The 26,550-nt window shown below is 48.0% G+C and carries 23 protein-coding genes; 14 read left to right on the forward strand and 9 right to left on the reverse strand.

Annotated features, from left to right (window positions below):
* Positions 1 to 103: 103 nt before the first annotated feature.
* Together THEBA_RS00445 and THEBA_RS00450 are read right to left on the reverse strand one after the other, a co-directional pair.
* Positions 104 to 802 carry a vitamin B12 dependent-methionine synthase activation domain-containing protein gene (locus THEBA_RS00445; protein ID WP_014729991.1) on the reverse strand — a complete coding sequence of 233 codons (699 nt, stop codon included), beginning with the start codon at positions 800 to 802 and terminating at the stop codon, positions 104 to 106.
* Positions 803 to 835: 33 nt separating this feature from the next.
* Positions 836 to 1,894, reverse strand: coding sequence for a uroporphyrinogen decarboxylase family protein (locus THEBA_RS00450; RefSeq protein ID WP_014729992.1), 1,059 nt, complete (start codon positions 1,892 to 1,894; stop codon positions 836 to 838).
* Between the two features lie 298 nt (positions 1,895 to 2,192).
* Between THEBA_RS00450 and THEBA_RS00455 the strand changes: the two genes are divergently transcribed.
* The 6 genes from THEBA_RS00455 to THEBA_RS00480 all read left to right on the forward strand — a co-directional run bounded on the left by THEBA_RS00455 (position 2,193) and on the right by THEBA_RS00480 (position 8,773).
* Positions 2,193 to 3,674, forward strand: coding sequence for a DUF2779 domain-containing protein (locus THEBA_RS00455; RefSeq protein WP_014729993.1), 1,482 nt, complete (start codon positions 2,193 to 2,195; stop codon positions 3,672 to 3,674).
* A 133-nt stretch (positions 3,675 to 3,807) separates the two neighbouring features.
* Entirely contained in the window at positions 3,808 to 4,866 is a 1,059-nt protein-coding gene (locus tag THEBA_RS00460) for an NAD(P)H-dependent flavin oxidoreductase (RefSeq protein ID WP_081484582.1), read from the forward strand.
* Positions 4,867 to 4,934: 68 nt separating this feature from the next.
* Positions 4,935 to 5,567, forward strand: a complete 633-nt coding sequence (locus THEBA_RS00465) for a corrinoid protein (protein ID WP_006490121.1) — start codon at positions 4,935 to 4,937, stop codon at positions 5,565 to 5,567.
* Between the two features lie 223 nt (positions 5,568 to 5,790).
* A complete protein-coding gene (rmuC, locus tag THEBA_RS00470; RefSeq protein ID WP_014729995.1) occupies positions 5,791 to 7,035 on the forward strand; it encodes a DNA recombination protein RmuC in 1,245 nt (414 codons plus the stop codon).
* 281 nt (positions 7,036 to 7,316) lie between these two features.
* Entirely contained in the window at positions 7,317 to 8,012 is a 696-nt protein-coding gene (locus THEBA_RS00475) for a queuosine precursor transporter (RefSeq protein WP_014729996.1), read from the forward strand.
* Between the two features lie 158 nt (positions 8,013 to 8,170).
* Entirely contained in the window at positions 8,171 to 8,773 is a 603-nt protein-coding gene (locus THEBA_RS00480; RefSeq protein WP_014729997.1) for a DNA polymerase ligase N-terminal domain-containing protein, read from the forward strand.
* A 135-nt stretch (positions 8,774 to 8,908) separates the two neighbouring features.
* Here THEBA_RS00480 and THEBA_RS00485 read toward each other — a convergent pair whose 3' ends face one another.
* Both THEBA_RS00485 and THEBA_RS00490 read right to left on the reverse strand, forming a co-directional pair.
* Entirely contained in the window at positions 8,909 to 9,349 is a 441-nt protein-coding gene (locus THEBA_RS00485) for a DUF454 family protein (RefSeq protein WP_014729998.1), read from the reverse strand.
* A gap of 31 nt (positions 9,350 to 9,380) precedes the next feature.
* Positions 9,381 to 10,853: a catalase gene (locus tag THEBA_RS00490; protein WP_014729999.1), complete on the reverse strand. Its 1,473-nt coding sequence runs from the start codon at positions 10,851 to 10,853 to the stop codon at positions 9,381 to 9,383.
* Between the two features lie 336 nt (positions 10,854 to 11,189).
* Between THEBA_RS00490 and THEBA_RS00495 the strand changes: the two genes are divergently transcribed.
* The 7 genes from THEBA_RS00495 to THEBA_RS00525 all read left to right on the forward strand — a co-directional run bounded on the left by THEBA_RS00495 (position 11,190) and on the right by THEBA_RS00525 (position 18,840).
* Positions 11,190 to 12,023 carry a sulfide/dihydroorotate dehydrogenase-like FAD/NAD-binding protein gene (locus THEBA_RS00495; protein WP_014730000.1) on the forward strand — a complete coding sequence of 278 codons (834 nt, stop codon included), beginning with the start codon at positions 11,190 to 11,192 and terminating at the stop codon, positions 12,021 to 12,023.
* Entirely contained in the window at positions 12,016 to 13,395 is a 1,380-nt protein-coding gene (gene gltA / locus THEBA_RS00500; protein ID WP_014730001.1) for an NADPH-dependent glutamate synthase, read from the forward strand. Before THEBA_RS00495 ends, gltA begins: the two co-directional genes overlap by 8 nt.
* A gap of 458 nt (positions 13,396 to 13,853) precedes the next feature.
* On the forward strand, positions 13,854 to 14,978 hold the full coding sequence (locus THEBA_RS00505; protein ID WP_014730002.1) for an ROK family transcriptional regulator: 1,125 nt from the start codon (positions 13,854 to 13,856) through the stop codon (positions 14,976 to 14,978).
* A 27-nt stretch (positions 14,979 to 15,005) separates the two neighbouring features.
* Positions 15,006 to 16,262: an ABC transporter substrate-binding protein gene (locus THEBA_RS00510; protein WP_014730003.1), complete on the forward strand. Its 1,257-nt coding sequence runs from the start codon at positions 15,006 to 15,008 to the stop codon at positions 16,260 to 16,262.
* A 76-nt stretch (positions 16,263 to 16,338) separates the two neighbouring features.
* Complete coding sequence (locus THEBA_RS00515; protein ID WP_014730004.1) at positions 16,339 to 17,211, forward strand: carbohydrate ABC transporter permease; 873 nt, start codon at positions 16,339 to 16,341, stop codon at positions 17,209 to 17,211.
* Positions 17,204 to 18,055 (forward strand): carbohydrate ABC transporter permease, encoded by an 852-nt coding sequence (locus THEBA_RS00520; RefSeq protein ID WP_014730005.1) that lies wholly within the window; start codon positions 17,204 to 17,206, stop codon positions 18,053 to 18,055. Before THEBA_RS00515 ends, THEBA_RS00520 begins: the two co-directional genes overlap by 8 nt.
* 38 nt (positions 18,056 to 18,093) lie before the next feature.
* Complete coding sequence (locus tag THEBA_RS00525; protein ID WP_014730006.1) at positions 18,094 to 18,840, forward strand: glutamine amidotransferase; 747 nt, start codon at positions 18,094 to 18,096, stop codon at positions 18,838 to 18,840.
* Positions 18,841 to 19,052: 212 nt separating this feature from the next.
* On the opposite strand, the gene THEBA_RS00530 is transcribed toward THEBA_RS00525, so the two are convergent.
* The 3 genes from THEBA_RS00530 to THEBA_RS00540 all read right to left on the reverse strand — a co-directional run bounded on the left by THEBA_RS00530 (position 19,053) and on the right by THEBA_RS00540 (position 21,859).
* Positions 19,053 to 20,489, reverse strand: coding sequence for a sensor histidine kinase (locus THEBA_RS00530; protein WP_014730007.1), 1,437 nt, complete (start codon positions 20,487 to 20,489; stop codon positions 19,053 to 19,055).
* The gene (locus tag THEBA_RS00535; RefSeq protein WP_014730008.1) at positions 20,486 to 21,160 is read right to left on the reverse strand and encodes a response regulator transcription factor; all 675 of its coding nucleotides are present in this window, start codon (positions 21,158 to 21,160) and stop codon (positions 20,486 to 20,488) included. Before THEBA_RS00535 ends, THEBA_RS00530 begins: the two co-directional genes overlap by 4 nt.
* 315 nt (positions 21,161 to 21,475) lie before the next feature.
* On the reverse strand, positions 21,476 to 21,859 hold the full coding sequence (locus THEBA_RS00540) for a hypothetical protein (RefSeq protein WP_041928040.1): 384 nt from the start codon (positions 21,857 to 21,859) through the stop codon (positions 21,476 to 21,478).
* A 186-nt stretch (positions 21,860 to 22,045) separates the two neighbouring features.
* Here THEBA_RS00540 and THEBA_RS00545 point away from each other — a divergent pair, with 186 nt between their 5' ends.
* Positions 22,046 to 23,095 carry a BMP family ABC transporter substrate-binding protein gene (locus THEBA_RS00545; RefSeq protein WP_014730009.1) on the forward strand — a complete coding sequence of 350 codons (1,050 nt, stop codon included), beginning with the start codon at positions 22,046 to 22,048 and terminating at the stop codon, positions 23,093 to 23,095.
* Between the two features lie 1,500 nt (positions 23,096 to 24,595).
* Here the strand turns inward: THEBA_RS00545 and THEBA_RS00555 are convergent.
* Both THEBA_RS00555 and THEBA_RS00560 read right to left on the reverse strand, forming a co-directional pair.
* Positions 24,596 to 25,882 carry a sensor histidine kinase gene (locus THEBA_RS00555; RefSeq protein ID WP_014730010.1) on the reverse strand — a complete coding sequence of 429 codons (1,287 nt, stop codon included), beginning with the start codon at positions 25,880 to 25,882 and terminating at the stop codon, positions 24,596 to 24,598.
* Positions 25,863 to 26,540 carry a response regulator transcription factor gene (locus tag THEBA_RS00560; protein ID WP_006490156.1) on the reverse strand — a complete coding sequence of 226 codons (678 nt, stop codon included), beginning with the start codon at positions 26,538 to 26,540 and terminating at the stop codon, positions 25,863 to 25,865. The genes THEBA_RS00555 and THEBA_RS00560 overlap by 20 nt, the downstream gene beginning before the upstream one ends.
* Positions 26,541 to 26,550 lie beyond the last annotated feature (10 nt).

The following is a 26,550-nucleotide window of genomic DNA, read 5'->3' on the forward strand; positions in this document are numbered from 1 at the left end:
TTATCTTCTCTCCTCATCGGTATCCTCTATTCTATTTAGCCTATCCCTTCACTCGATAGCTACACTGCAGCGGGCTCTTTGTTGGCGGCAAGATTGGGCCATTCTATTCAAGGGAGTTCCTCAGCTTCTCATCATATGGTGCGCTCCTGTAATTACAGTTAACCCTTTTGCAAACCATGCAGCTCCTGTAATCCTTCTCGGATTGAAAGGCGATTCCCGAAATCGATTTCGTCGGAATCATGAGAAGAGATTCCTTCAGTTCGACCCCAATTTCCTCCTTCACATTTCCAATCAAGGAAAACAACTCCTTCTGCTGCTGCAAAGGCCAGATCTCCGCATCACCCGAACCCGGAGACATCCAAACTAGATTTTCGATCAGGTTATTCCTTGAAATCTCCCTTCTCATGAATTCGGCTGCCTCACTGAGTATGTGCTCCAGCAAGCTATCCCAGAGAAAGATCTTGAGAAAGTCTGCACGATCGAGCGGGTACTCGTAAAGTTCTCGTCCGGAAGTTATGACGAACGGGAAGACTCTGCCTACCGAATGGAGTTTTTTCGACAGGAGACGGCTCTCGAAGCGAACACCTTCTATCGTAACTTCGTCTCCGTTAACGCAGTCGACGAAGCAGGTCCTGTAGATTGCCTTTGGGTTGGCGGTTTTGCGGGCGCACTTGACGAGCTCTTTGAGAGTAGACTCTTCCTCAGAACCGGCTCTGATCCGCAGGCTTTCTCCAAGCGAAGCCAAATCTATATCGAAAGGAATGCCTTTCAAAACTGCGATGTTTTTCTCGCGTTCTACCATGAACGGACCGAATCGGAAGCCGGTTCGAAGTATCTAGCGAGAGTTGAATTCATTTCCGGCCTCCAACATTGCCAGGTAGTTTTTCACCGGGATGTAGTTGGCGACGGTGTTGCCCGTGCCTAAAGCATACCCGCCTCCCGGAGCGCATTGTTCGAGAGTCTCGAGCGTTCTCTTCCTAACTTGCTCGACGGAGGCATGGCATAGAAAATCAACATCTATTCCTCCTAGGATCGAAATTCTCTCGCCCCATCTTCTCTTCACTTCGGTAACGGGCATTATCTGGTCTTCAAAGGAGTGTTTTGCATCGACACCGGCGTCTATGATATCGTCCATCACAGTGGTTAAGTTGCCGCAACTGTGAAGGACAAAGGGTTTACCGTTTGCATGTACCACACTGGCTATCTCTTTGTACCACGGGAAAACAAGTCTTCTGAGATGTCTCGGAGAGAAGATGGTCGATGTCTTGTATCCCAGATCGTCTCCAAAACAGTATGCTCCCACGCAGTCCATCGAAGAGATTATCTTCGCGGCTCCGACCAGAACATTGCCGATCTTTTCGTTGAGAGTGTTGACCAGCTCGGGATCCTCGTAAACGGCCATGGAGAGATTTTCGACACCCATCAGGAAGCTGGAGTGCTCAAATGGCCCACCGGAAGCACCTCCAACTACTTTCATCCCTTCGGGAAGGTGGTCTCCCAGCTTACGGAAAAGGTCGAAATCAACAGCTTCCTCTGGCTTCGGCCAGTCCGCTTCCTGGAGATCTTTCAGGGTCTTGATAGGGCCACCCTTTTCATTCATCCACTTCCTGCTTTCTCTCCTGTATGTGGCCGTGTCTTCACCATGGATGTAATCGGGAGTTGGAAAGCGCGGAGCCTGATAGAAGGGAACGTAGTCATATCCCATTTCCTTATAGAAACCGACCAGCTGGTCGAAGTATCTGTCGGGATCCTCTTCTAATTTTGCAAGTTTGTAGCCCATAACTTCTTCCATTATTTCATCGTCGGCGAAAAGCTCAAAGAAAGGAACTCTGCAAGGTTCTCCGTTACGCCTGAAGACGTCCAGAATCACTGAAAAATCGGGTGCCGGTTTCAACTAGATCCCCCCATTTTTTCCAAAGGCTCAAAACTTCTCAAGCTCCGATCGGATTCAAGTGTATCGGGTATTCATCAAAAACATTCTAGCATCAATTCACATCTCAAATGAAGCCTCTCTCTTGAGTAGATTTAATTATGATGCATTACGGCCTCAACGGATGTGTAGCTGCATTTACGGGAATAATCAACTTACGAAAGAAAGCCTGAAAATCGGACCTGTCGGTACTGTTATAATCATCATGAGATGAGTCTGATGCCCCGCATTCAACTCTCTTCATGCCTCGAGGTGAAGCCAGATGAGACTTATTACTAAGAAGATGTTTTTAGAGTACGATTACTGCCCCGTCAGGGGATGGATCGAGAGGAATGAACCCCGGGAATTCAGGCCGACCATTGCAGAGGATTTCAGGATGAAGGAAGGCCTCGATGTCGGGAGAAGGGCGAGAAGTCTCTTTCCTGAAGGTATTCTGATAGAGGAACCGGATCCATTTGAGGCCTCCTTCATAACCGAACGGATTATCGGCGACAGGCGGTCCGTAACTCTTTTCGAGCCTGCTTTCATAAGCGGCGATTTCGTCTCCAGGGCCGATGTTGTGAGAAAAGAGGGCGAGGAACTGGATGTCTTCGAGGTCAAGTCCAGCCTTGCCGGTTCATCGAACACAAAGGACTACATAAGGGATCTCTCTTACACGGTATCTGTAGTAGAAAACTCGGGTTACAGAGTCAAGAAAGCATGTTTGATCATGATCTCAAGAATGTATCGCAAGGGCGATGACGACCGGAAGCTTTTTGAGATAATAGACGTAACTGGCGAGGTCTCGGAGCAGAAAATCGAGATAAAGGCCAAACTCGAATCTGCCTCAGCTGTCTTGACTTCAACATTGATCCCTTCCGGTTTGCTGGGATACAAATGCAGGGACTGCGAGCATCTTCGAAGATGCTTCGGCCTGGAAAGGAAACAAAGCATCTTTGAGCTTCCCAGACTGGGTGCCGACAAGACAGATGCTTTGATCGAAAAGGGATACTTCTATCTAGAAGAGCTTCCTCAAGAGGCACTCGGCGACAAACCACTCCTGCAAAGGGTCTTTCGCGGTGCTAAGTCGGGAAGGCTGGTGCTTGACGAACCCGAAGAACTGCGAGAAAAGCTGAACAGTCTCAAGTATCCGATAGGTTATCTCGATTTCGAGACTGCCGCCTCGGTTATCCCCCTTTACGATGGACTGGCGCCCTACGAGGGGATTCCGTATCAGTATTCACTGCACATTCGAAGGGAAGCCTCGGGCGTCCTGGAACACAGGGAGTTTCTCTACGACGATCCTTCGAGGGATGAGAGTCTCCTGCTCGCCGAAAGACTTGTTGAGGACCTGAAGGACTGCAGAACACTTATGGCACACCATGCTTCCGTCGAGAGGAATATTCTCAGATGGCTGTCTAACAGATACAAGGATTTCCCAGAGCTCTCAGAACAGCTCATATCCTTCTCGGAAATATTCGTAGATTCAGAACTCCTTGTGAAAAACCACATATATCATCCAGACTTCGGGGGCAGCTTCTCGATCAAAAAACTTCTTCCTGCACTTGTAGAAGGGGTTGGTTATGAAGGGCTGTTTATCCACAACGGTGACGATGCCAGGTATGTTTTCGTGAACATGGCTCTGGGAAATTACAGAGAGTCAGAGATAGAGAAAATAAGAAGAGATATGCTTGAGTACTGCAAGATGGACACACTTGCGATGGTGGAGATTCACAAGTTTCTATGCGATCTTTCATCGGAGTAAGGATAGTACAAATGGATAAAAGAGTAATCGGCAGACGACTTAATCGAATTCTTTTCAAAGTAGAATAGTGTGGTCATCAAATTAGGTTATTATGAATCATGCACAGTTTTTGGCATAGAGAGGATGTGACGACATAGAATTCTTCAAGATAAAGAATCATGAGGTATCGCTTCCGCTAATTCAGGGAGGAATGGCCGTAGGGATATCTCTGGATAACCTGGCCGCTTCCGTTGCTAATGAAGGTGGAATAGGGGTTATTGGAACTGCAGGTATAGGTATGACGGTTGAAGGTTACAGAAAGAATTTCAGGCAGGCAAGCATCGATGGCCTCAGGAATACCATAAGAAGGGCAAGGGAGAAGACTAAAGGGGTTCTGGGAGTAAACATAATGGTGGCCCTCACAAACTACGCAGAGATGGTGGCAACGGCCGTGAAGGAGAAGATAGACGTGATCATCTCGGGCGCAGGACTCCCTCTAGATCTCCCCTCTTATCTCGAGGAAGGATCGGAAACGGCTATCATTCCTGTAGTCTCATCTCTGAAGTCCGCGACTGTAATATTCAAGAGATGGTTTAGCAGGTACAAGTACATCCCCGACGGTTTCGTTGTGGAGGGACCAAAGGCGGGCGGCCACCTCGGATACAGAGTCGGGGAGATCTTTTCTGAAGAGAGTTCGCTCGAGAAGACATTACCCGAAATTAGAAGGTTTGTGGATCAAGTGAAACGGGATACCGGGAAGAACATACCTGTGATAGCGGCCGGGGGCATATTTGACAGAGATGATGTCGAGAGAGTCTTCAAGCTGGGAGCTTCTGCCGTTCAAGTGGGAACTGCCTTTGTGGCAGCGGAAGAGTGCGATGCAGACTACAGGTTCAAACAGGCATTTGTAAATGCGCGCAGCGAAGATATCACGATTATCAAGAGTCCAGTGGGAATGCCTGGAAGAGCGATCAGGAACAAGTTCATAGAAGATGTCGAGGAGGGAAAAAGAAAGCCCTTCAAATGCGCCTATCAATGCATAAAGACATGCAATTACAGAGAAGCGCCTTATTGCATTGCGGAGGCACTCATGAATGCGTGCAAGGGAGATCTCGAAAACGGGTTTGCCTTTTGCGGAAGCGAGGTACACAGAATAAGCGGTATCACTACCGTGAAAAAGGTAATAGATAGACTCTTTGGAGAAAAGTGCTGAAGTAATCTTTTTCATTGCGCTTTTCAATACTAGCTCTTTGAACATATAAGACCTGCGGGAGGTTGAAGATGGAAAGTCTGGAGAAGATAAGGAACGCGATAATCGAGACAATGCCGGCAGAGGCAAAGGTAGCCACTGAAGAGGCTCTGGCTGAAGGCCTCAGCGCGAAGGAAATCCTGGATGGTGCACTTATCCCGGGCATGGACGAAGTCGGGAAGCTCTTCAGGGAGGGCGAGTATTTCGTTCCCGAGGTCCTTGTTGCCGCCAAAGCGATGAACCAGTGTATGGACCTTATCGAGCCGCTTCTTGTAAGCGGGGGAGTCAAGAAGATCGGGAAGGTAGTCGCCGGTACCATAGAAGGAGATCTCCATGATATTGGAAAGAACCTCGTCTGTATGATGCTCAAGGGAGCGGGCTTCGAGATAATAGATCTAGGAGTCGATGTGAAGCCCGAAGAGTTCGTTGAGGCAGCAAAGGGTGCGAAGCCCGATATTCTTGTGATTTCAGCCCTGTTGACAACTACCATGCTGAATATGCCCAGAGTGATTGAAGAACTTAAGAAGGCAGGAATTCGTGACAATGTGAAGGTCTTGATAGGCGGGGCACCTGTCAGCCAGACCTATGCCGAGGAGATCGGGGCAGACGGCTATTCTCCAGATAGCTCGGCAGCGGTCGAACTGGCAAGAAGACTCGTTTCTTGAGTGATTCAGTGGTTTCTTCTCTTGATGAGGATCGAAAGCTAACTGCTGGAGAAGACGAAGAAAAGGAATTATTTCCCGCTTCCATCTCTTTCAAGCTTTATTGCCTGTTTTGATGGCAGCTAGATGAATTGCTATAATATTTAGGTATTCATTCGTTTATTTGTCTTGTATGGTTTTCATTTGATGGCGGATAGACCGTCTCGTTACGGATGGAGGGTTAAGTATGCTTATCGCCCTGATAATTCTGTCGATAGTTACACTGATCTCCTTTCTCTTCGTGATTGCATCAGTTAGAAGATTATCCCGTAGTATCAAGAAGAACCAGGAGCTACAACTCAGCCTTAAGGATCTCGAAAGGGATGTCTCGGATAGAGATGAGAAGCTCAAGTGGCTGACTTCTGCCAAGGAGGAACTTGAATCAACTTTCAAAGCGATTTCCTCGGACGTTTTGAATTCCAGTACTGAAAACTTCATTCGACAGGCAAACGACAAGTTCTCTGGCCTACTGAAACTCCAGAAAGAAGACTGGGGAAGCCAGAAAAAGGATTTCGAGAGCCTTGTCAGCCCGGTAAGAGACAATCTTGAAAAGCTCGAGAAAAATGTTAAAGAGCTTGAATCGAAAAGGGAAGGAGCTTATAAAGCTCTTGAAGAGCAGCTGAAGATGCTTTCAGAAGCCAACACCGACCTCAGACAGGGCGTAACGGATCTCAAGAGCGCCTTGAGAAACAGATCGACACGCGGCCGTTGGGGCGAGATAGAGCTTCGACGCATTGTTGAGCTCAGCGGGATGACCGAGCATGTTGACTTCGTGGAACAGGAGTCTATCGATAACGGTAGACCGGACATGATAGTGAAGCTGCCCAATAACGCCTTCATTCCCGTCGATGCCAAAGTGCCGCTGGACAGTTATTTGACAGCGCTGGAAGAAGAAGACGAATCTCTTAGAAAGCAGCTCATGGGTAACTACGCGAAGAATGTCCGCGATACCGTCAACAGGCTTGCCGGTAAAAAATACTCGGAGGCCTTCAGTAGAACGGCCGATTTTGTTGTCATGTTCGTTCCTCTGGAATCGGCAATCAACGCCGCCTTTCTCGCAGATCCTGAACTTTTCGAATATGCCGTTTCAAGAAAGATCCTGATCGCCTCTCCCGTCAATCTAGTTGCATTGCTCAAGTCCGTTGCATATGGATGGCAGCAGTACAGTCTTACAGAAAATGCCGAGCGTCTCGTTCAAGCCTCTAAGGAACTCTATGAAAGATTTCGGGTCTTTTTTTCCCATTACAGCAGATTACAGGGCCATCTCAAAAACGCCGTAAAGGCCTACAATGATGGGGTGGGCTCCTTTGAAAGCAGACTGCTACCCAAAGTCAGGGAGATAGAAGCACTTGCCGAGGTAAAGGAAAAACTGGAAGAGATCGAGGAGATCTCCGACGAACCGAGATCAACGAATCTTGCCGGCCGAGATTGAACTGCTCATCCCAAAGCGCTGTATAGACTGTAAGCAGTAATATACCGGAAAGCGCGAAGTTCTCATGGGTACGGTGTTTTCTTGACGACCCGATCCGGCCGCTTCTTGGCATAGTCTTAGTAAGCGCTTCCCGCATCTAATTGTGCCTTTTACTTCATAATCAAATGCAATTCCATATGAGATCAAACGAAACATCCAGCGGTGGTTTCAAGATCTTTTATGCGATAAAATGCGAAAGGGAGCTTTGAGGTTTCCAAGATCATATGAAGAAGGAGATATAGATGAATGAGATTCTCTGGTTTGTGATGCTGGTAGTGAACTTCGCTTTGATTACCATAGCATACAGATGGTGGGGAAAGACGGGCCTTTACGTATGGGTAGCTATTGCCGCGATAATAGCTAACGTTCAGGTTATAAAGACAGTCTCTCTCTTCTGGATGGCCGCCACGCTCGGGAATATCGTATATGCGACCTCCTTTCTCGCTACAGACATCCTATCGGAAAACCACGGAAAGAAAGAGGCCAGGAAGGCGGTCTATATCGGATTCTTCTCTCTAATATCCGTTACGGTGATAATGCAGATTGCGCTCGCCTTCGAGCCCCACCCTTCGGACTTTTCTCAAGAACACCTTTCTGTGGTATTTGGTCTCCTTCCCCGTATCGCTCTTGCGAGTCTTGCCGCATACTGGTGTTCTCAGCTGCACGACGTCTGGGCATACGACTTCTGGAAGAAGAGGTTCCCCGAGAAACGGCACATCTGGATAAGGAACAACGCGAGTACAATGATCTCGCAATTGATAGATACGGCTGTCTTCACTGTCATAGCCTTTGCGGGAGTCTTTTCGGCAGGTGTCTGGTGGCAGATATTCTGGTCCACTTATATTCTGAAATGGGTCGTTGCCGTTCTAGACACACCGTTCATCTATCTCGCCAGAAAGATGAAAGACGACGGGAAGATCAGAGATCTTGTTCCATAACCCTTATCATAGGCTGAAAATACTAAAAGCGCGAATTGTTGAAGCTTCGGTTTTTGGAAAACCGCCGATCTCCGGCTGGTATAATTAAGCCGAATATCCTCTGTTCAATGGTGTGGTACTTCAGCTTTCACATACGTTGCCATGTCAGGAGGTGAACAGTGAACGAAAGAGAAGAGAAACTAGATAAATACGTGGAAAAGAGAGATTTCAGCAAGACATCGGAACCGGACGGAAGAGAGGCCACTGTTGAATGGTCAAATGAAAGGCCGGTATTCGTCATTCAGAAGCATGCTGCTTCGAGGCTTCACTACGATTTCAGAATAGAAGTCGATGGAGTTCTCAAGTCATGGGCCGTTCCAAAAGGTCCTTCAACCGATCCATCGGAAAAGAGGCTCGCCGTTCCAACGGAAGACCATCCACTTGAATACGGAGACTTCGAAGGGAATATCCCGGAAGGCGAGTACGGAGGAGGCACGGTCCTTCTATGGGACCGGGGAAGCTACAGAAATCTGAAGGAAGACCCTGAATCGAATCCTCTGTTGAAGCAGATAGAAGACGGGCATATCACGATATGGCTCGAAGGCCGTAAACTTAGAGGCGGGTACGCTCTCGTAAGAACCGGTAAAGGCAGCAAAGCCAGATGGCTTCTAGTGAAGATGAATGACGAAGAGGCCGATGCGCGGAGAAATCCGACAGCCACCGAACCGGATTCGGTAAAGACCGGTAGAACTCTCGAAGAGATTCGTGATTCCGGAGAGTAATGCTGATTTGAAAGCCCCTTGTTATCTGGAAATTGATCAGACAGTATATGCCTGCCCTATCTTGAAGACCAGAAAAACCTTCAAATCTCTCGAAGACCTTTCAAACTGAAAAAACAACGGCTATCTGGAGTTGCCTCAGTCATTCGAGCCGGGGTATTTGTCGATCATCTCTGGATTCTTTAGGCCCTCCCTAACTTTTTCAAGCATCTCGGCTGTCAGTATCTTCAGTTGCAACAGATGAATGGATACGGCTACGCCAACTCCGACGAGGATAAGTGTGACGGCAGTATTGGATATCAGTATCATTGTCAAAGTGAGAGTAGACCAAAGCAATAGAAGCGCAAGGTTCCTCGCTCTCCTCCTGACGGCTCTGAAATGGAGATAGCTGTAGATATATGCGCCGAAGAGCCTGTGACTGATCAGCCATCTATATAGCTTTTTGGAGCTCCTCAAATAGCAAAATGCCGCCAACAGCAAAAAGGGTGTTGTTGGCAGCAAAGGAAGAATTATTCCCGTTATTCCAAGAAAGAGAAACAGAGATCCTGCAATTGAGAGCAGAATCCTTTTCAGTCTCACGAGTTGCCTCTCATATAACCAAATTCGTTGCTTATTGCTCTACTTCATTCAGAGAGATACCGAGCGCCTTCGCTACACCTGCTCCATAAGCTGGGTCGGCCTTTAGACAGTTTCCGATGTGTCTTATCTTTATCTCCTTAGGAGCGTCGCCCATGTTTCTTGCCGTGTTTTCAAAGAGGACCTGCTGCTGTTCGGGAGTCATCAGGTTAAAAAGCTTACCTGGCTGAGTGTAGTAATCATCGTCGTCCTCTCTGAAATTCCAGTTATCGGCCGCACCGGAAAGCTTCAGAGGCGGTTCCTTGAATTCCGGCTGTTCCACCCAGGCGCCGTAGCTGTTGGGCTCATAGCCCAGAGTGCTTCCGGCATTGTCGTCGACCCTCATCTGACCGTCCCGGTGATAGCTGTTGTAAGGATTTCGTGGTCTGTTTACGGGAATCTGATCGTGATTCACTCCCAGTCGATATCGCTGGGCGTCGCCGTAGGAAAATAGCCTTCCCTGCAGCATCTTGTCCGGTGAGAAGCCTATGCCGGGAACGATATGCGCCGGATTGAACGCGGCCTGTTCGACGTCGAGGTAGTAGTTCTCGGGATTCTTGTTCAGCTCGAAGTAACCAACCTCTATCAACGGGAACTCTCCCTTGTACCAAACCTTTGTAAGATCGAAGGGATTGTAGGGCATCTTTTCGGCCTGTTCAAGAGTCATTACCTGAATGTACATGGTCCATCTTGGGAAGTCGCCCCTTTCGATGCTTTCGAATAGATCGCGCTGGTGGCTTTCGCGGTCCTTTGCGATTATTGTCTCGGCTTCGGCATCGGTTAGATTCTTGATACCCTGCTGTGTCTTGAAGTGGAACTTCACCCAGACTCTTTCATTTTCGGCGTTTATCATGCTGAAGGTATGGCTACCGTAACCGTTCATGTGTCTGTAGGAGTAAGGTATTCCCCTGTCACTCATCGTAATGGTGACCTGATGAAGCGCTTCTGGAAGTGATGTCCAGAAATCCCAGTTGTTCTTCGCACTTCTCATGTTCGTTTTCGGATCTCTCTTGATCGCGTGGTTTAGATCGGGGAATTTCAGAGGGTCTCTAAGGAAAAAGACGGGTGTGTTGTTGCCTACGAGATCCCAGTTTCCTTCTTCCGTATAGAACTTCATCGCGAAACCTCTGATGTCCCTCTCGGCATCGGCGGCGCCTCTCTCCCCTGCAACCGTGGAGAACCTCACAAACATGTCCGTCTTCTTGCCAATTTCCGAGAAGAGCTTCGCCTTCGAGTACTTCGTTATGTCGTGGGTTACGGTGAATGTCCCGAAGGCACCGGAGCCCTTTGCGTGCATTCTCCGTTCGGGTATTACTTCTCTGTCGAAGTGGGCGAGTTTTTCGAGATACCAGACGTCCTGAAGCAACATCGGTCCACGGGGACCGGCAGTCATTGAATTCTGATTGTCTACTACTGGAGCTCCTGCTTCAGTAGTGAGTTTGCCTTCCTTCTTTGGATCATTTTCCATATTCTCCTCCTGTCTCGATGGTCCCGAGAAGCGGACATCGTTGGGTCGGCTTCCAATTAGGTTCTCGGCAATCTAGTGAATAAGTTTGTGAAGTACAATCCCGGCTCACAATTAGTGAAAACGCTGTATAGAGAAAAAAGAGTTTGATCGAAGAGACAAGATTGTAAAACTTCTTACTACTTTAAATGATTCTAACATGATATTGCGCTGACTTCTTCTAAGGGAAGAAGAGCTGACAGTTCAATTACTGGATCACCCCGCTTAAGAGATGTGGTTAGGTTTAATAACTTCTATATTGTGATCAGGATTCTGCTATCATTAAAATGAGGTGATTGAATGTACGCAGTTCTCTCGAAGAAAAGAATCGCTCCCGATACGTATGATATCTGGCTTTCTCATCCAGATATCTACAGATATGCAAAACCCGGTCAGTTCCTGATAATAAGGATAGACGAGTTTGGTGAGAGGATTCCTCTCACGATAGCATCGGCAGAAAAAGACAGGGTAAGGGTAATAGTGAAGGCCGTTGGGAAAAGCACCTATAAACTTTGTGCAATGAACGAGGGAGAATCCGTAAGCGATATAGTTGGTCCTCTTGGAAATCCCAGTGAGATCGAGAAACTTGGAACGGTCTGTGTTGTTGGCGGAGGAGTGGGAATAGCTCCTTTGTTTCCTGTTGCAAGGGCGCTTAAAGCTGCCGGAAACGAGGTAATCGGTATACTGGGTGCGGCTAACAAAGATCATCTGATCATGGTGGACGAGTTCAGGCCCTTTCTTGACAGGCTTTACCTCTCTACAGATGACGGCTCTGCGGGAATCAAGGGAACCGTAACGAACCCCCTCAAAGAAGTAATAGCAGATTATTCACCGGTCACGATATGGGCAATCGGTCCGATGGTAATGATGAAGTTCGTCTCTCTTCTCGCTTCCCAGAATGACATACCTTGCTGGGTGTCTCTCAATCCGATAATGGTGGACGGCACGGGAATGTGCGGCGCCTGCAGGGCCGAGGTTGGAGGCGAGATGAAGTTCGCCTGCGTTCATGGACCGGAGTTTGACGGCAGATTGGTCAACTGGGACGAGCTGATCAAGAGGCAGTATCAGTACAGGGAAGAGGAACGGGTTGCTCTTGAGAAATACGTACGTGAATTGGGTGAGAAGGATGGCTGAGAAGTTCAAAGTAAGAATGAGGGAGCTCGACCCTTCGGAGAGAGTCAACAGCTTCGAGGAGGTTGCCCTTGGATACACAAAGGAAGAGGCAATCGCGGAGGCAAAAAGATGTCTACAGTGCAAACACAAACCATGTGTGAGCGGCTGCCCCGTTGGAATAGATATTCCCGGTTTTATCAAGGCCCTTAGAGAGGATGACATTGAGAAGAGCACGAGGATTTTGAAAGATGCGAACAACCTTCCGGCCATCTGTGGACGAGTCTGCCCTCAGGAGAAGCAGTGCGAACTGGCCTGCGTAGTGGGAAAGATTCCCGGCAGTGAACCCGTAGCAATCGGGAGGCTGGAGAGATTCGTCGCCGATCAGAATATCTCTCTAGAGACTGCTGTAAAGCCGTCCGTAAACAAGAGAGTTGCAGTAATCGGTGCGGGTCCTGCCGGATTGACGGCCGCCGCCGATCTCGCGAAAGAGGGTTTTTCTGTTACAGTCTTCGAGGCCTTCCATACGGCGGGAGGCGTGCTTGTTTATGGCATCCCCGAATTCAGGCTTCCCAAAGAGATTGTTGCAAAGGAAGTCGAATTTGTGAAGAGCCTGGGAGTTGAATTCCGTTTCAATCAGATCATCGGCCGAACGATTCCATTCGAAGAGATCAAGAACGAATATGATGCCGTCTTCATAGGTATCGGCGCAGGCGCGCCGAGATTCATGGGAATACCTGGATCGAATCATAACAACATATTTTCCTCTTCCGAATATCTCACGAGGACAAACCTGATGAAGGCCTACCTTTTTCCGTTGTACGATACGCCAGTAAAGATAAAGGACAGAGTGGCCGTGATTGGAGCCGGAAATGTGACGATGGACGCTGCAAGAACGGTGAAGAGGCTCGGAGCCAAAGAGGTCCATGTGGTTTACAGGAGAAGCGAAGAAGAGATGCCTGCGAGAATAGAGGAGTATCACCATGCCGTAGAAGAGGGAATCATATTCCACTGGCTGACCCTTCCCGTTGAGTATATAGGTGATATAAACAACAACGTCACGGGGATGAAGTGCGTGAAGATGACTCTTGGAGAACCCGACGATTCGGGAAGAAGAAGACCGATACAGATCGAAGGATCGGAATTTGTCATGGAAGTGGACATGGTCATAGAAGCAATCGGTCAGACTCCAAATGCCATTTTGAAGGCCGGTTTCCCGGCGGTAAGGCTGAACAAGTGGGGCAGTATCGATGCCGATGAAGCAAGCGGCAGAGTCGACGAAGGTATCTACGCCGGTGGAGACATCGTTACGGGTTCTGCAACTGTAATCGAAGCGATGGGAGCCGGCAAACGCTCGGCAAGGGCAATCAAGTCATACTTATTGCGCAAGGGGTAGGTTTCAGCACCGCAATGATATTTTGGTAGAAATAATCTAATAGTATTCCAAAACAAAAAGACAACGGCCCTCCTGGATTTGTTATGAACAATTGCTCTTCATTCTTCTGAGAAAGTTTCGCCTGCTTTTAGGTGATCTGCCTTTTTTCTGTACAGATCAAATCTCAATTTTTCTAATAAATTAGACGCTTCATCCTGAAATTTCCATTGATCATGAAGGATGCTCTTGTCGAGTATCTCGGCTTTATGCGGCTTTCCAAACTCATGAACTCAGTTTCAGCCCCCTCTTTTATAGTATCTTATCCCTCAATAGACTTACTGAGATGCGATCCCGCCCGATGAACTTCCTTTATTGCGCGATGTTTAATCCATACTACCCAAAAGAGTGTTTTCGAAAAGACCGTCGAGTTTGTTAGAATAATTTAGGTTCAGAAACTAACTAATATGGAGGGGCATTCATTGTCATTTACTGAGAGAAGATCAGCGGGAGTTCCTTCCGAGCTTAGAGAGAGGAATTTGAAGACAATCATAGACGTAGTGTTTAGATATCAGCCGGTATCGAGAACAAATATCGCGAAATTGACCGGGATAAGCAAACCGACAGTGAGCAAGCTTGTGGGATTACTAATGAGCGAAAATTACATTGTGAAGACGGGTAAGACCTCTTCGGGGCTGGGCAAGAGGCAGGAGCTTCTTTCATTCAATCCCGAGAAGGCCTTCGTCATTTCCGTAGATGTTGGACTGGCGACAACGATCGTAGCAAAGGTAGATCTTTCGATGAAGATGACGAACAAGTGTGAGATAAAGACATCAGAGAGTCCCGAGAGATTCGCCTCCGAACTGGTGGACTGTCTTTCAGATTTCTGCGGAGCAGGGAAAGAATCGCCTGCCTCGGTGGTAATCTCCGTCCCCGGACTCGTTAGAAGCGATCTCAGAACTGCTATAAACGTCCCGTTGCTCCACTGGACCGATCTCCCTCTCGCGGAACTCGTAGAGGAAAGGCTCAGGCTGAACGGTATTGTCTGCGGAGTTTCGATAAACAACGATTCCAAACTGGGAGTTCTTGCCGAAGTTGCACTGAACAAGGACATTCCCGACAGCTTTTCCAACATTGTCTATGTTTTAGTGAAGGAAGGCGTTGGGGTCGGTCTTTACATCAATGGAAGTCTCTACGTGGGAAGCAATCACATTGCGGGCGAGTTTGGCCACATGTCAATAGATCCCAAAGGCCCGGAATGCTCGTGCGGAAGAAGAGGCTGCTGGCTGACGATGGTCGGCTCTAGAGAACTGGACGGCTTCATCCGCGAAAATCGGCTGGAGGATTATATTGAGCTGTTCTCGGTCGGCCTCATGAATATTGTAAACGGTCTCGACCCCAATCTAGTGGTCATCAGCGGCGCACTTGAACAGTACTGGGAAAGGGTGCTGCCGTCTTTGAGAGCGAAGCTGAAAAGCATTGCTCTCTTCGATCAATCCTCTATGGAAATTATGAAATCAGCTCTCGACGACAGAGAGGGGCCCATCTTCGGGGGAGCGTTAATGGTTTTGAGAAAGTATCTAGACATAGAAACGGGCGTCTTATAGCCCGAATTTAAAGAGAGGTGATGACAGTTGAAACGTGGAGTAGTGCTCTTGACGGTACTGTGTTTGCTCTTTGCCGGGGCAACGGCTCTCGGCAGCTCCGCAAACGAGCTGGTTGTTTACCACTGGTGGACTGCCGGTGGAGAGAAAGAGGCAATTGATGCACTCTTCGAAGTATTCATCGATGAGCACCCTGAGTATTCTATTGTTCAGAACCCGGTAGCGGGAGGCGGTGGCGGAATCCTCCGAGCGCAGATCAAGACAATGATCATGGCCGGAAATCCACCAGACACTTTCCAGATTACTTACGGACACGGTATGATAAGCTCTTTCGTCAGTGTTCTCCAACCCATCGATGATCTGATCAAGGGTTACAACATCCCGGAGGACGTCTATGAATGGGGAAGAGTCGATGGAGTCATGTATGGGGTGCCGCTAAACCTGATGCAGAACAACTGCCTCTGGTACAATGTCGACCTCGTCGAAGAGCTCGGGATCGAGATGCCAATCAAGAGTCTTGACGAATTCCTCGGAGTCTGTGCGAGAGTAAAGGCCGAAGGCTACGTACCTCTAGCAGTTGGTGCGGGAATGGGACAGCAATTCTGGCTCGGGACCCTTTTCGAAGCCGTGAACAGTGCCCTATCCGGCGGAGGCGCGGACTTCTTCGTTGATTACTATGCCGGCAAGACGACGCCTTCCGAATCCGAAGTTTTCATTGAGACGCTCAAAGTTCTCAGAACCCTTATCGTTAATGGATTCGTCAACGATGACTGGTCGGCTCTAACCTGGGACCAGGCTTCCGATCTTATGGCTACAGGAAAGGCCGTCTTCTACGTCATGGGAGACTGGGCAAAGGGTCATTTCACTTCAATGAACATGGTTCCCAACGTGGATTTCGGTTATCAGCCCTTCCCTGGAACGGATCACGTATTCATCGGACATGCAGACTGTTTTGTTCTTCCGATAGGTGTCGACAGAAAGATCGCCAAGGACTGGATACAATTCCTGACGACAGTCAAAGCGGCAAATACGTTCTGCCCCATCAAAGGAGCGGCACCATTTGTTCTCGACGCTCCTCTCGATGTCTATGATGACATTACAAAGGAGATCCTTGGCTACTTCCGTGATGACGGAGTTGCGAAAGTGCTCTCCCAGTTTGGAGCACCGCCCGAATCGTATCTCGACGTTTTCGGAACGGCCTTCAGTGAGTACTTCAATTCACCTGAGATCAACGAGAACACACTTGGCAATTTCGATTACGCTTACGAAGAGGTTTTCCTGTTCTAAAACAGACCGGCAGGTGTAAGGGCACCTGCCGGCCGTTCGCGCTCAAATGTTTTTCGAAACCAAGGAGTTGGATTATTTGAGCAAGAGAGTACAAATACTACTTTTCATTTTACCAGGTTTGATCCTTGTCGGCCTGTTCGTCTATGGCTTCACGGCCTGGACGTTTCAGGTATCGTTGACAAACTGGCGAGATGTCGGATCGGCGGGAGACTTTGTAGGGTTGGATAACTATATCAGACTGTTTTCAAAAGACCGGGTCTTCAAAACTTCACTGGTCAACACTCTCAAGCTTACACTGGTGTTTATCGGCGTGACGATCCCTCTTGGTCTCTTCCTTGCGGTGCTTCTAGACCTCAATTTGAAGGGAAAACAGCTGTTCAGACTTATATTTCTGCTCCCGCTATCCTTTTCCTTTGTTGCCTCGGCATCAATGTGGACTTGGATGTTCTCTCCGGAGATAGGCTCGGTGAATGCCTTGCTTCGGGCAATCGGACTAGATTCTCTTACTCAGCCGTGGATCACATCTGACAAACAGGCATTGATCTGCATTGCAATAGCTTATGTATGGCAATTTTCAGGTTTTTCAACGTTGGTATACTACGCTGGGATAAGCGGAGTAGCGCCAGAGATAACCGAAGCTGCGAAGATCGACGGAGCTTCAACCTTTCAGAGGTATATGAAGGTCATAATTCCCATGCAGAGACCGGCAACGCTCACAGTCCTCATGATTCTTCTCATGTATTCACTGAGAGTTTTCGACCTCGTCTGGCTAATGACCGGAGGAGGACCGGGCAGTTCTACGGAGATACTTTCGACCTTCATGTTCAGAACGGCCTTTAACAGAAATAGATTCGGATATGGGGCGGCCGTCGGGGTCGTAATGTTTGCCATATCGATCCTGATTGTCATTCCCTTCTTTGCGAGACTGAGGAGAAGCGAGTATGAGTAGGGCGAGATCAAAATCGATTTCAGGTGTAGTGGATATTACAAAGAAGGGCATAATCTATCTGTTGCTTCTAGCTGCAGCCTTCTTCTATCTCTTCCCGATATACACGGCAGTGAACACTTCTCTGAAGAGCAATCAAGAGCTGGCCTACGGTCCCGTCAATATAGTCAGAAATCCCGAATTTGCGAATTACCTCAAGGCCTTTTCCGAGATAGACAAACCGATCTGGAATAGCTTTGTGATAACTATGGTTGCAACTGCAATATCTTCGGCGCTCGGTGCATGGGGAGGTTTCGGATACTCCAAACTGAAATTCAGGGGAAGTTCCGTTCTCTTTCTGATTCTCGTTCTGGGATTTTACATTGCTCCCCAATCGATACTGATACCGCTGTTGAGATTCATTGGAAGTATCGGTTTGTACAACTCGTACTGGGGGCTGATACTTACACATACTGCGTACGGGGTTCCAATTACGACACTGCTTTTCAGGAATTATTTTGAATCTCTGCCCACCGAGGTTGTTGACAGTGCGAGAATAGACGGATGCAGCTACATAGGCACCTTCTTCAGGATTGCGCTCCCGCTATCATTGCCGGGTTTCGCAGTTGTAGCGATCTTTCAGTTCACAAATATCTGGAATGAATTCCTTTTCGGGTTGATCCTCACCAGGGGAGCCGATTCTCAGCCGCTTACGGTTGCGATAGGCAATTTGAAAGGGACAACCGTTGCATCATGGAATATTCAGATGGCCGGGATGTTGATCTCTGTTCTACCCGTGCTAATCGTGTACATATTCTTCTTGAAATTGATTGTAAAGGGACTACTTATGGGTTCGGTAAAAGGCTAGTAGATTGATTATAAATGATTGAAAATGGAGGTGTTAGCGTGAAGAAGAAGGTATTGCTTCTTGGAGAAACATGGACGGTAACAAAGATTCACACAAAGGGTTTCGACGTTGTGGAGCTCGGAGGTTTCGATGACTACTCTGTGTATTTCAAAGAGCCTATGAAGGCCTTTGAGGATATAGAAGTAACACATATCCCCAATCATCAGGTGCTCAGCATGTTCCCGTCGACCGCGGAAGAGCTTGCGAAGTTCAACGTAGTAATCATAAGCGACTGCGGAAGAAACACCCTGACAATGTACCCCGATATGTTCAAAGTACCTATGGGTCCTAACAAGGTCCAGATGTTATCTGATTACGTTCTTAATGGCGGATCTCTCATAATGACGGGTGGGTACGTTGACTTCCAGGGCTTCCAGGGCAAGGGTAACTACCACGGCAGCCCTATCGAGAAAGTAATGCCTGTCAATATGATGGAGACTGACGACAGGGTAGAGGCAACTCAAGGGGCCTCGGTCAAAGTATTAAATCCCAATCATCCGATCTTGAAGGGTATAGATACAACGTGGCCGAGATTCCTGGGCTACCAGAAGGTCTTTCCCAAGGAAGGTTCCGAAGTACTTGCCGAGATCGACGGCGATCCCTTCATAATTGTCGGTGACTCAGGAAAGGGCAGATCGATGGCCTTTATGTCAGATCTTGCACCCCACTGGGGAACTGACTTCGTGAAGTGGGAGTACTACGGCAAATTCTGGCATCAGGCTATTAGCTGGCTCAGCAAGGAGTAGATAAGAAGAGAGAGCCGAAAAAAGCTATCTGCCTAACAGGAGTTCGATCACTTTCTTGGTTTTATGCGAATGATTTCCGAGAATGGAAGGCTGGCCTTGGATGGGCCGGAAATACAAGAGGGCACGGTTTGCGCCCTCTTGTTTTGTCTCGATCATTTTGAATTCAGAAAGTGGTTAGTGTAGCGGTGTTCTTCCGGAAACAACAAAGAATTTTAAATCGGTAGCTCGACTATCGTAGCGACGAACTCCTCTTCATTAGCCATTGAAATAGTGCCACCATGCAGTTCGATTATTCTTCTCGTTATGCTCAGGCCAAGTCCGGTTTCTCCTCCAACCCCCTTGTTGAAGGGTTTGAAAAGCTCTTCCAATCTGGTTTCGGGGATTTTCTCCCCATCGTTTGCGAATCGCATCAAAAGATTCTCTTCTCTCTCGTCTACTTCCATAGTTACCTCTATCCTGTTCTTTGCATAGCGAATCTGATTTGAAAGTATGTTTTCTATGGCTATCGCCAGCTGTTCTTCATTGACCTCGGTCTTGAAGTCTTTGAGATTAAGATTCCAGTCTATGTCGTCCCTCTGGAATGAAAATCGCCCGACTGTGTCCTCAACCAGCTCTGAGAGATTGACTTCCTCTTTTTCGAGGTCGTGACGCGACAGGTATTCAAGTCTCGTTATGAAGAGGAGATCCTTTACCCTCAGATCCATTCTCTGGATCTCTTTATCTATGACGTCTATAGCACTATCCAGGTCACCCCCGGGATAAATGTCGTCTTTGATTGCCTGTGCGTAACTTCGTATAACCATGACAGGTGTCTTTAGTTCATGGGAGATAAACTGGAGCATTGACTGTTGTTCTCTGTCCTGCTCGCTGAGGCTCTTTCTCATATTCTCGATTGAACCGGCTAGCTCTCCGATCTCGTCGCTTCTATTCAAAGAAATCGGCCTGTCCCAGTTTCTCTTTGAGATCATTCGCACGTCCTCGGAAAGTTTTTTGAGAGGCTTAGTCAGGTATCTAGAGAAGACTATTATGAAAACCAGACTGACCACAGTCATTATCGCCATTACGAGCAGCAGCCTGGAGAACAACGTCGATGAAAGAGTGTTCATGTACGTATCCCACATATAGGAAATCATCGTGACGTCTCTTCCCGAAATCTCTTCAGTACGAATCACATAGAAAAGACTCCGGCCGGAGAGAAGCGTTTCGTACCTCTCTGAAAGCGACGTCTGCTTTTCTGCGTTTTCTTTAATGGATTTCATAACAGGAAGTATTTCGGGAATAATCGTTCCGCTAATTAGTACGTCCCTGGAAGTTGAGTCCTGAAGCGGAGGAGTTCTGTCGGAGCTATCCTGGGTTCCAAATCTGTTCAGGTAGTAATCTATTAGGTCAAACTCCCTGTCGAAGACGATTATGTGTCCTACGTCTCTGGCATTTCTAAGACTGTTGAGGTCGATATCCTCGAAGGGGATGAACCCTCCCTGCAATTCGATCACCCTCACTTCTTGAGCATACTCTATCGTTCTGTACGCTTCGGTGGTGAAAAAGTCTCTTATAGACCATCTGAAGACGATACCCAGAAGAAGGAAGAGGATAGAAAGAACAGCGGCAAATAGCAGCCAGAGCTTGTCGGAAAGACTCCAGGATTTCATATGTTCACACTCTTATAGCCGAAACCATAGACGGTTTCGATCTTGAAATGGGGCATCTTCTTTCTAAGCCTCCGTACAAGATCGTCAACTGCTCTATCACTACCGTAGTGGTCGTAACCCCAGACTCTGTCAAGTATCTGGTCTCTTGAAAAAGGCTTGCCTTTGCCGTTGACAAAGAGCAGGAGCAAATCGAACTCCATGGAAGTGAGCTCAATAAGCTGTGACTGATTCTCATCGATTTCTTCAGTAACTGTCCTTCTCGCCTCGTCGATCTTGTATGGAGGAATGGGTATGATTCCGCCAGAATGGTGGACACGTTCAAGAATCTTCTTGACCCGAATGACAAGCTCCCTTGGGAGAAAGGGCTTGGGCAAGTAGTCGTCGCTTCCCATCTCGAGTCCGACAACTCTATCAATATCTTTGTCCCTTGCTGAAATAAAGATTACAGGTATCATCGAATCCCTCTTCCTGATTTCTCTGAGAAGCTCGAAGCCATCGATCCCCGGCAGCATTATGTCAAGAATCCAGATATCGGGAGAGTCATCGATTTCATCGAATGCGTCGCTTCCGTTCTTGAACGACTTGACTTCCCAGCCCTCCTTTTCGAGATAGGAAGTCAGTACGCTGTTCAGATTCTTTTCGTCTTCAACGAGATTTATCCTTGTTCCCATGAATCACACCTCTGTGAATTCCACTTTATTCAATAATAATTGATTTCGCTATCAATAACTAACCGGTAAACCGGACTGCATAGATATGTCTCATTTCCTGTATTGCAGTCCGGCCCTTTAAAAGAACTACCTTTCCGGAGTAACCAACACAACGCTATCGCATGGTGCACAGTCTTTGCCTAGATTCATTGTCCTCAGATTATCACGCTCCTTTGCACTTACGGAATGGGGCGGTTCCAGTTATCTATGTCAGACTGTCATCGTAGTTCTTGTCCTATCTATTGGGTCAGGACTGTTAAAGGTTTTTGTAAAAACCTAAAAGGGATCTACACTCTTTACTGCCACAACTATCGTTTCAACTCCATTGCTCACCCTTTTAACCTGAATCGAGAACTCGGGCGGTTCGTAGATACAGCCCGCGGCAGATTGTAATGTGTTGTGATTCTTGTGAACCGGAGTCATATCGAGCATCATCACTTTCGTAATCGATTCCTCTTCCCAGGAACGCAACGTTTCCTCAAGATCTTCAGGGTCGATCACGCGGTTATCTGTTACAAGACGAGTTTCAGTCCCTTCGATTTCGCTCACCACAACTCTGTTCAGAGAATACAGGCCCAGGTCCTTCAGCTTCTGGATAAGGTCGTCCAAAGTCATTTCCGTCTTATCTGAATATCGCTTCTCATGGCTTGTGACTAACATTTCTTCAACTCCTTGGAAGTCTCTGAGATCTAGTTCTCAGTTATATTATAGGAAGTAATATCCGAGAGAATTCGGCAAAAGTGTGGGATATAATGGGATTCATAAGACCGGAATTCCACTGGTATTGCAATGTAAGGAATTTAAAAAGGAGTGTTTGGGCTATTGAACTGCCTACGGAGGTGACTTATGAAAGGGATAATTACCGTTCTATTCATACTGTGCGCAGTTATTCTGGCTTCAGAGCCTTTCAGCATAGGATTCATCTATGTTGGTTCGGTCAATGACGGGGGCTGGACAGAGAAACACGACGAGGGCAGGCTGTATCTCGAGAAGACTTTTGGAAGTCAAATCGAGACTTCTTTCATAGAAAACGTGACTGAAGGAGAACAGGATCTGGAGGTTCTTAGAAGTTACGCCGAACGTAACGTCAAACTCCTTTTCAGTACAAGCTTCGGCTTCATGGACGACGTTCTGGAGATAGCAAAGGACTATCCCGATACGATCTTCATGCATTGTTCGGGATATGAGACTGCCGAAAATGTCGGGACCTACTTCGGAAGGATATATGAGCCGGCGTATCTGACCGGTCTCATAGCCGGTAAGATGACAAAGAGCAACATAATCGGCTATGTTGCAACATTCAAGATTCCGGAAGTTATCAGGGGGATAAATGCTTTTGCGAATGGAATCGGAAAGGTCAACCCCGATGCTCGCGTGCACGTTATCTGGACCGAGACCTGGTTCGATCCCTCTTCCGAAGAGGAAGCGGCCGACGCCCTCCTGGATCTTGGAGCCGATGTAATCGCTCAGAGCCAGGATTCGCCAGCTGCAGTTCAGGCGGCCGGACAACGGGGTGTTTACGCTATTGGTTACAACACCGATATGAGTGCCTTCAGTCCAGACACTTTTCTGACTTCTCCCATATGGAACTGGGGAGTCTTTTACGAGAGAGTCGTAAAAGAAGTAATGGAGGGAAAGTGGACCAGCTATCAATACTGGGGCGGAATAGAGGACGGTGTAGTCGACATAGTTATGAGTAATCTAGTTCCCGCCGATCTTCAGGAACTTATGAATAAAGAAAGAAGCCGGATAATTGAGGACGATTATCATCCCTTTGAAGGGCCTTTGCAAGATCAAGACGGAAAACTAAGATATTCAGAGGGCGAAGAACCAACCGACGAAGAGCTGTTGACCATGGACTGGTTTGTGAGCAACGTCATCGGCAGCCCGAAGTGACTCTTATCTGTTTAGTCTAATGGAGCAGACCAGTCAAAAGGCGAGAATCATCGCCGCCAGTAAAGGCTTCGCCTTCGCCAGTACCACTTCGTGGTGCCAGTCTCGCCTTCGGCGAGGCCAGTTCCGCTGCGCGGGCAAAGAGCCATCCTTCGTTAATTGTCCCAAATCATGGACGGCTCTTAATGCTCTTGATCTTAAATCCCCGCTTGAGCGGGGGGGACCGCTTGCGGTGGGGAGTGTGGTCTTTGAACAGCTTTTGGAATAGATTGGCCTGTTCGAAATTGAACGACAAATTCACTCTTCAAGTTGTTTGGTCTGTGATCCATAGGTATTCTCATAGAAGCAACAAGGAATGAACATCGAACAACCCTCTCAGGGGACTATGTCAGGGCAGTAACTTTTCCAAACGTTGGAGATTCACACCCTCCGCCACTACGTGGCCCTCCTCCCTCAAGGGAGGATTAAAATCCTTATTCAGAAGCTCAAACAGTTTCTAGAGGATCATCCCTTGATCCGGGGCATGGACTGTTTTTTCACTGCGTGAAGCATCTTCAAACAAACAGCAGTCGTTTCGCCTGACATAGTGGGAGCTGGCGTGCGAAAGCAGACTGGTTTCTGAATTCCTCCCGCGGAAGCGGCATCACTTAGGCTCTTGGTCTTCTCGGAGGAGAACCGTTGACGGACAACGTTGTTTTCAGCAGCGCTCAGCGGTTCTTAGGATAGAGATGCTGAAACAAGTTCAGCATGACGCAGTGTTAGATTCTCTGAACGATCTTGATCTTCCTACATCTACCCTCAAACCTCTGACCCCGGCCTTTGCTCTCACAACTCACAACTTGGAACTGACAACTGGCAACTGCTCTCCGAAGAACAACTCTTAATGCTCTTGATCTTAAATCCCCGCTTGAGCGGGGGGGACCGCTTGCGGTGGGGAGTGTGGTCTTTGAACAGCTTTTAGAATAGGTTGGCCTGTTCGAAATTGAACGACAAATTCACTCTTCACGTTGTTTGGTCTGTGATCCATAGGCATACTAATAGAAGCAACCTGGAATGAACATCGAACAACCCTCTCAGGGGACTATGTCAGGGCAGCAACTTTCCCGAACGTTGGAGACTCACACCCTCCGCCACTTCGTGGCCCTCCTCCCTCAAGGGAGGATTAAAATCCTTATTCAGAAGCTCAAACAGTTTCTAGAGGATCGTCCCTTGATCCGGGGCATGGACTGTTTTTCACTGCGAGAAGCATCTTCAAACAAACAGCAGTCGTTTCGCCTGACATAGTGGGAGCTGGCGTGCGAAAGCAGACTGGTTTCTGAATTCCTCCCGCGGAAGCGGCATCACTTCCCCGGATGCTCTTCCGGGCATCACTTCCCGACGAAGGCGGCCTCGCCTCCTGCCGGAGGCAGCATCACTTCTACTCTTGCTCTTCCTACCCGCAACCACCAACCCCGAACCTCGTTTTCATCATCATCTCATCAAAGTCCGGATATAAGAAAGAGCCTATTTGTGCTTTCTTGATGGTATTCGTATTTCAAATATGCTTCCTCCGCCGGGGCGGTTCTCGACAGTTATTTCGCCCCCTAGCGAGCCGATCATTTCCTTTGCTATTGAGAGACCCATGCCGCTTCCCGAGCTGTTGTGAGATTCGTCTATCTTGTAGAATCTATCGAATATCCTTTCCTTATCCGGGTCATCTATGCCGGGTCCGGAATCGCCTATCTGAATGAGGAGTGAAGCTTCTCTCTCAAAGGCCTTAACGGTGACATCGCTCTTCTCTTCGGTGAACTTGATAGCATTTTCAAGCACGGCCGCAACCGCGACTTTAAGTTTGTCCAGATAGGTCCTGACGAAGAGATCTTCATCGCTCTCAAGGATTATTCGGACCTCTTTCGATTCGGCGAAGGTTCTGTGATACTCTTTCATCTCTTCGAGAAACTCACGAACTCTCACATCCTGATAAGATATCACCGCCGAACTATCGTTGTTTGCTTTTGCCTGTAGCAGGAGTTGATTGACAACATTCTGCATACTCCGGGTAGCACCGTCAATCGCATCTATCTTGTCTCTCGACTCACTTTCCAGTGGTCTGCTCTTGAGCAGATCTACGCTCAGCCTCATAACCGTAAGGGGCGTCTTTAACTCGTGAGAAGCGTCGGCAGTGAAGCGCTGAAGTCTATCATAGCTTTCTCTCAGAGGTGTCAGAACGTAACCGGCTAAGGCCAGACCGACTATCCAGGAGATGGCCGCGACGAGCACTATCAGTAGAATCAGGGAAAAGAGAAGACTGGTAGATTTTTCGCTCAGCCCTTCGATAGATCTTCCAACCCTAAGGAAGAAAACCGGTTGTCCCGCGATATTTCTAATAGCTCTTGTAAGAATGTTGTATTCGAGTTCCGAGTCATCGTAATCAACGACCTTTGCCTTCGAAGTCCCCTCAACTAATGGCACACTGCTCTTTATTCTTCCTCCGAGCTGAAGAACGCTCTCTCCGTCAGGAGTGACGAACTCGAGGATCTCATTCTCCGCGGTGAAGAGGTCTAAATTTCCGGAATAGTTTCTGAGCATTCTCTCCAGGGCTATTAAGGGTGCCCTTCCGATTCTGGATTCGATCCTGTCTGCTACTCTGTTGAGGGCGGTTATCTCGGCCCCTCTTTCAAGCCTGAGGGAGAGGACGAAAATGAAGAGGCTCAAAACCGAGACGAGAGAGACCACTATGAGGGTGAAGAATAGCGTCCATCTCCTCTTTGCCTTTCTGAATGACAGCCCTTCACCTGTCACTGATTTCATAGCCCATTCCCCTGACCGTTTTTATTAACTTCTTTCTTCGCCCTCCGTCTACTTTCTTGCGGATGTTCTTTATATGGCTTCTGATTACGTCCGACCACAGTTCGTCGTCTTCATTCCAGAGATGTTCCTCGAGCTCGCTCTTCGGAACGACCCTGCCACTGTTTAGCATTAGATATTCAAGGATCTGGTACTCCTTCTTTCTAAGTTCTATCTTCTCGTTTCCCCTGCTGGCAGTCTTGAGCGACATATCAAGCTCCAGATCTCCTACTCTAAGAACCCTTGAAGGAGCTCCGCCGAACTGGGCCCTTCTTAAAAGAGACTGAATCCTGACGACAAGCTCCCGGATATCGAATGGCTTCGGAAGATAGTCGTCGGCTCCTAAGTCGAAGCCCCGGACTTTGTCTTCGATGCTGTCGAGAGCTGTAAGCATCAGTACGGGTATTCTGCTTCCCGAATCTCTGATCTTTTCAAGAACCTGCCAGCCGGTGAGTTTGGGGAGCAGAATGTCCAGGACAATAACGTCAAATGGACCATTGAGAGCCATATAAAGTCCCTCTTCCCCGTCAACTGCGAGTTCGGCTACAAAGCCCTCTCTTTCGAGAGACTCCTTGAGCAATCTGCCCAGACTACGCTCGTCTTCAACAATCAGAATCTTCATCTCTTCTCCT

It is taken from the genome of Mesotoga prima MesG1.Ag.4.2, from assembly GCF_000147715.2.
GTDB classification, from domain to species: domain Bacteria; phylum Thermotogota; class Thermotogae; order Petrotogales; family Kosmotogaceae; genus Mesotoga; species Mesotoga prima.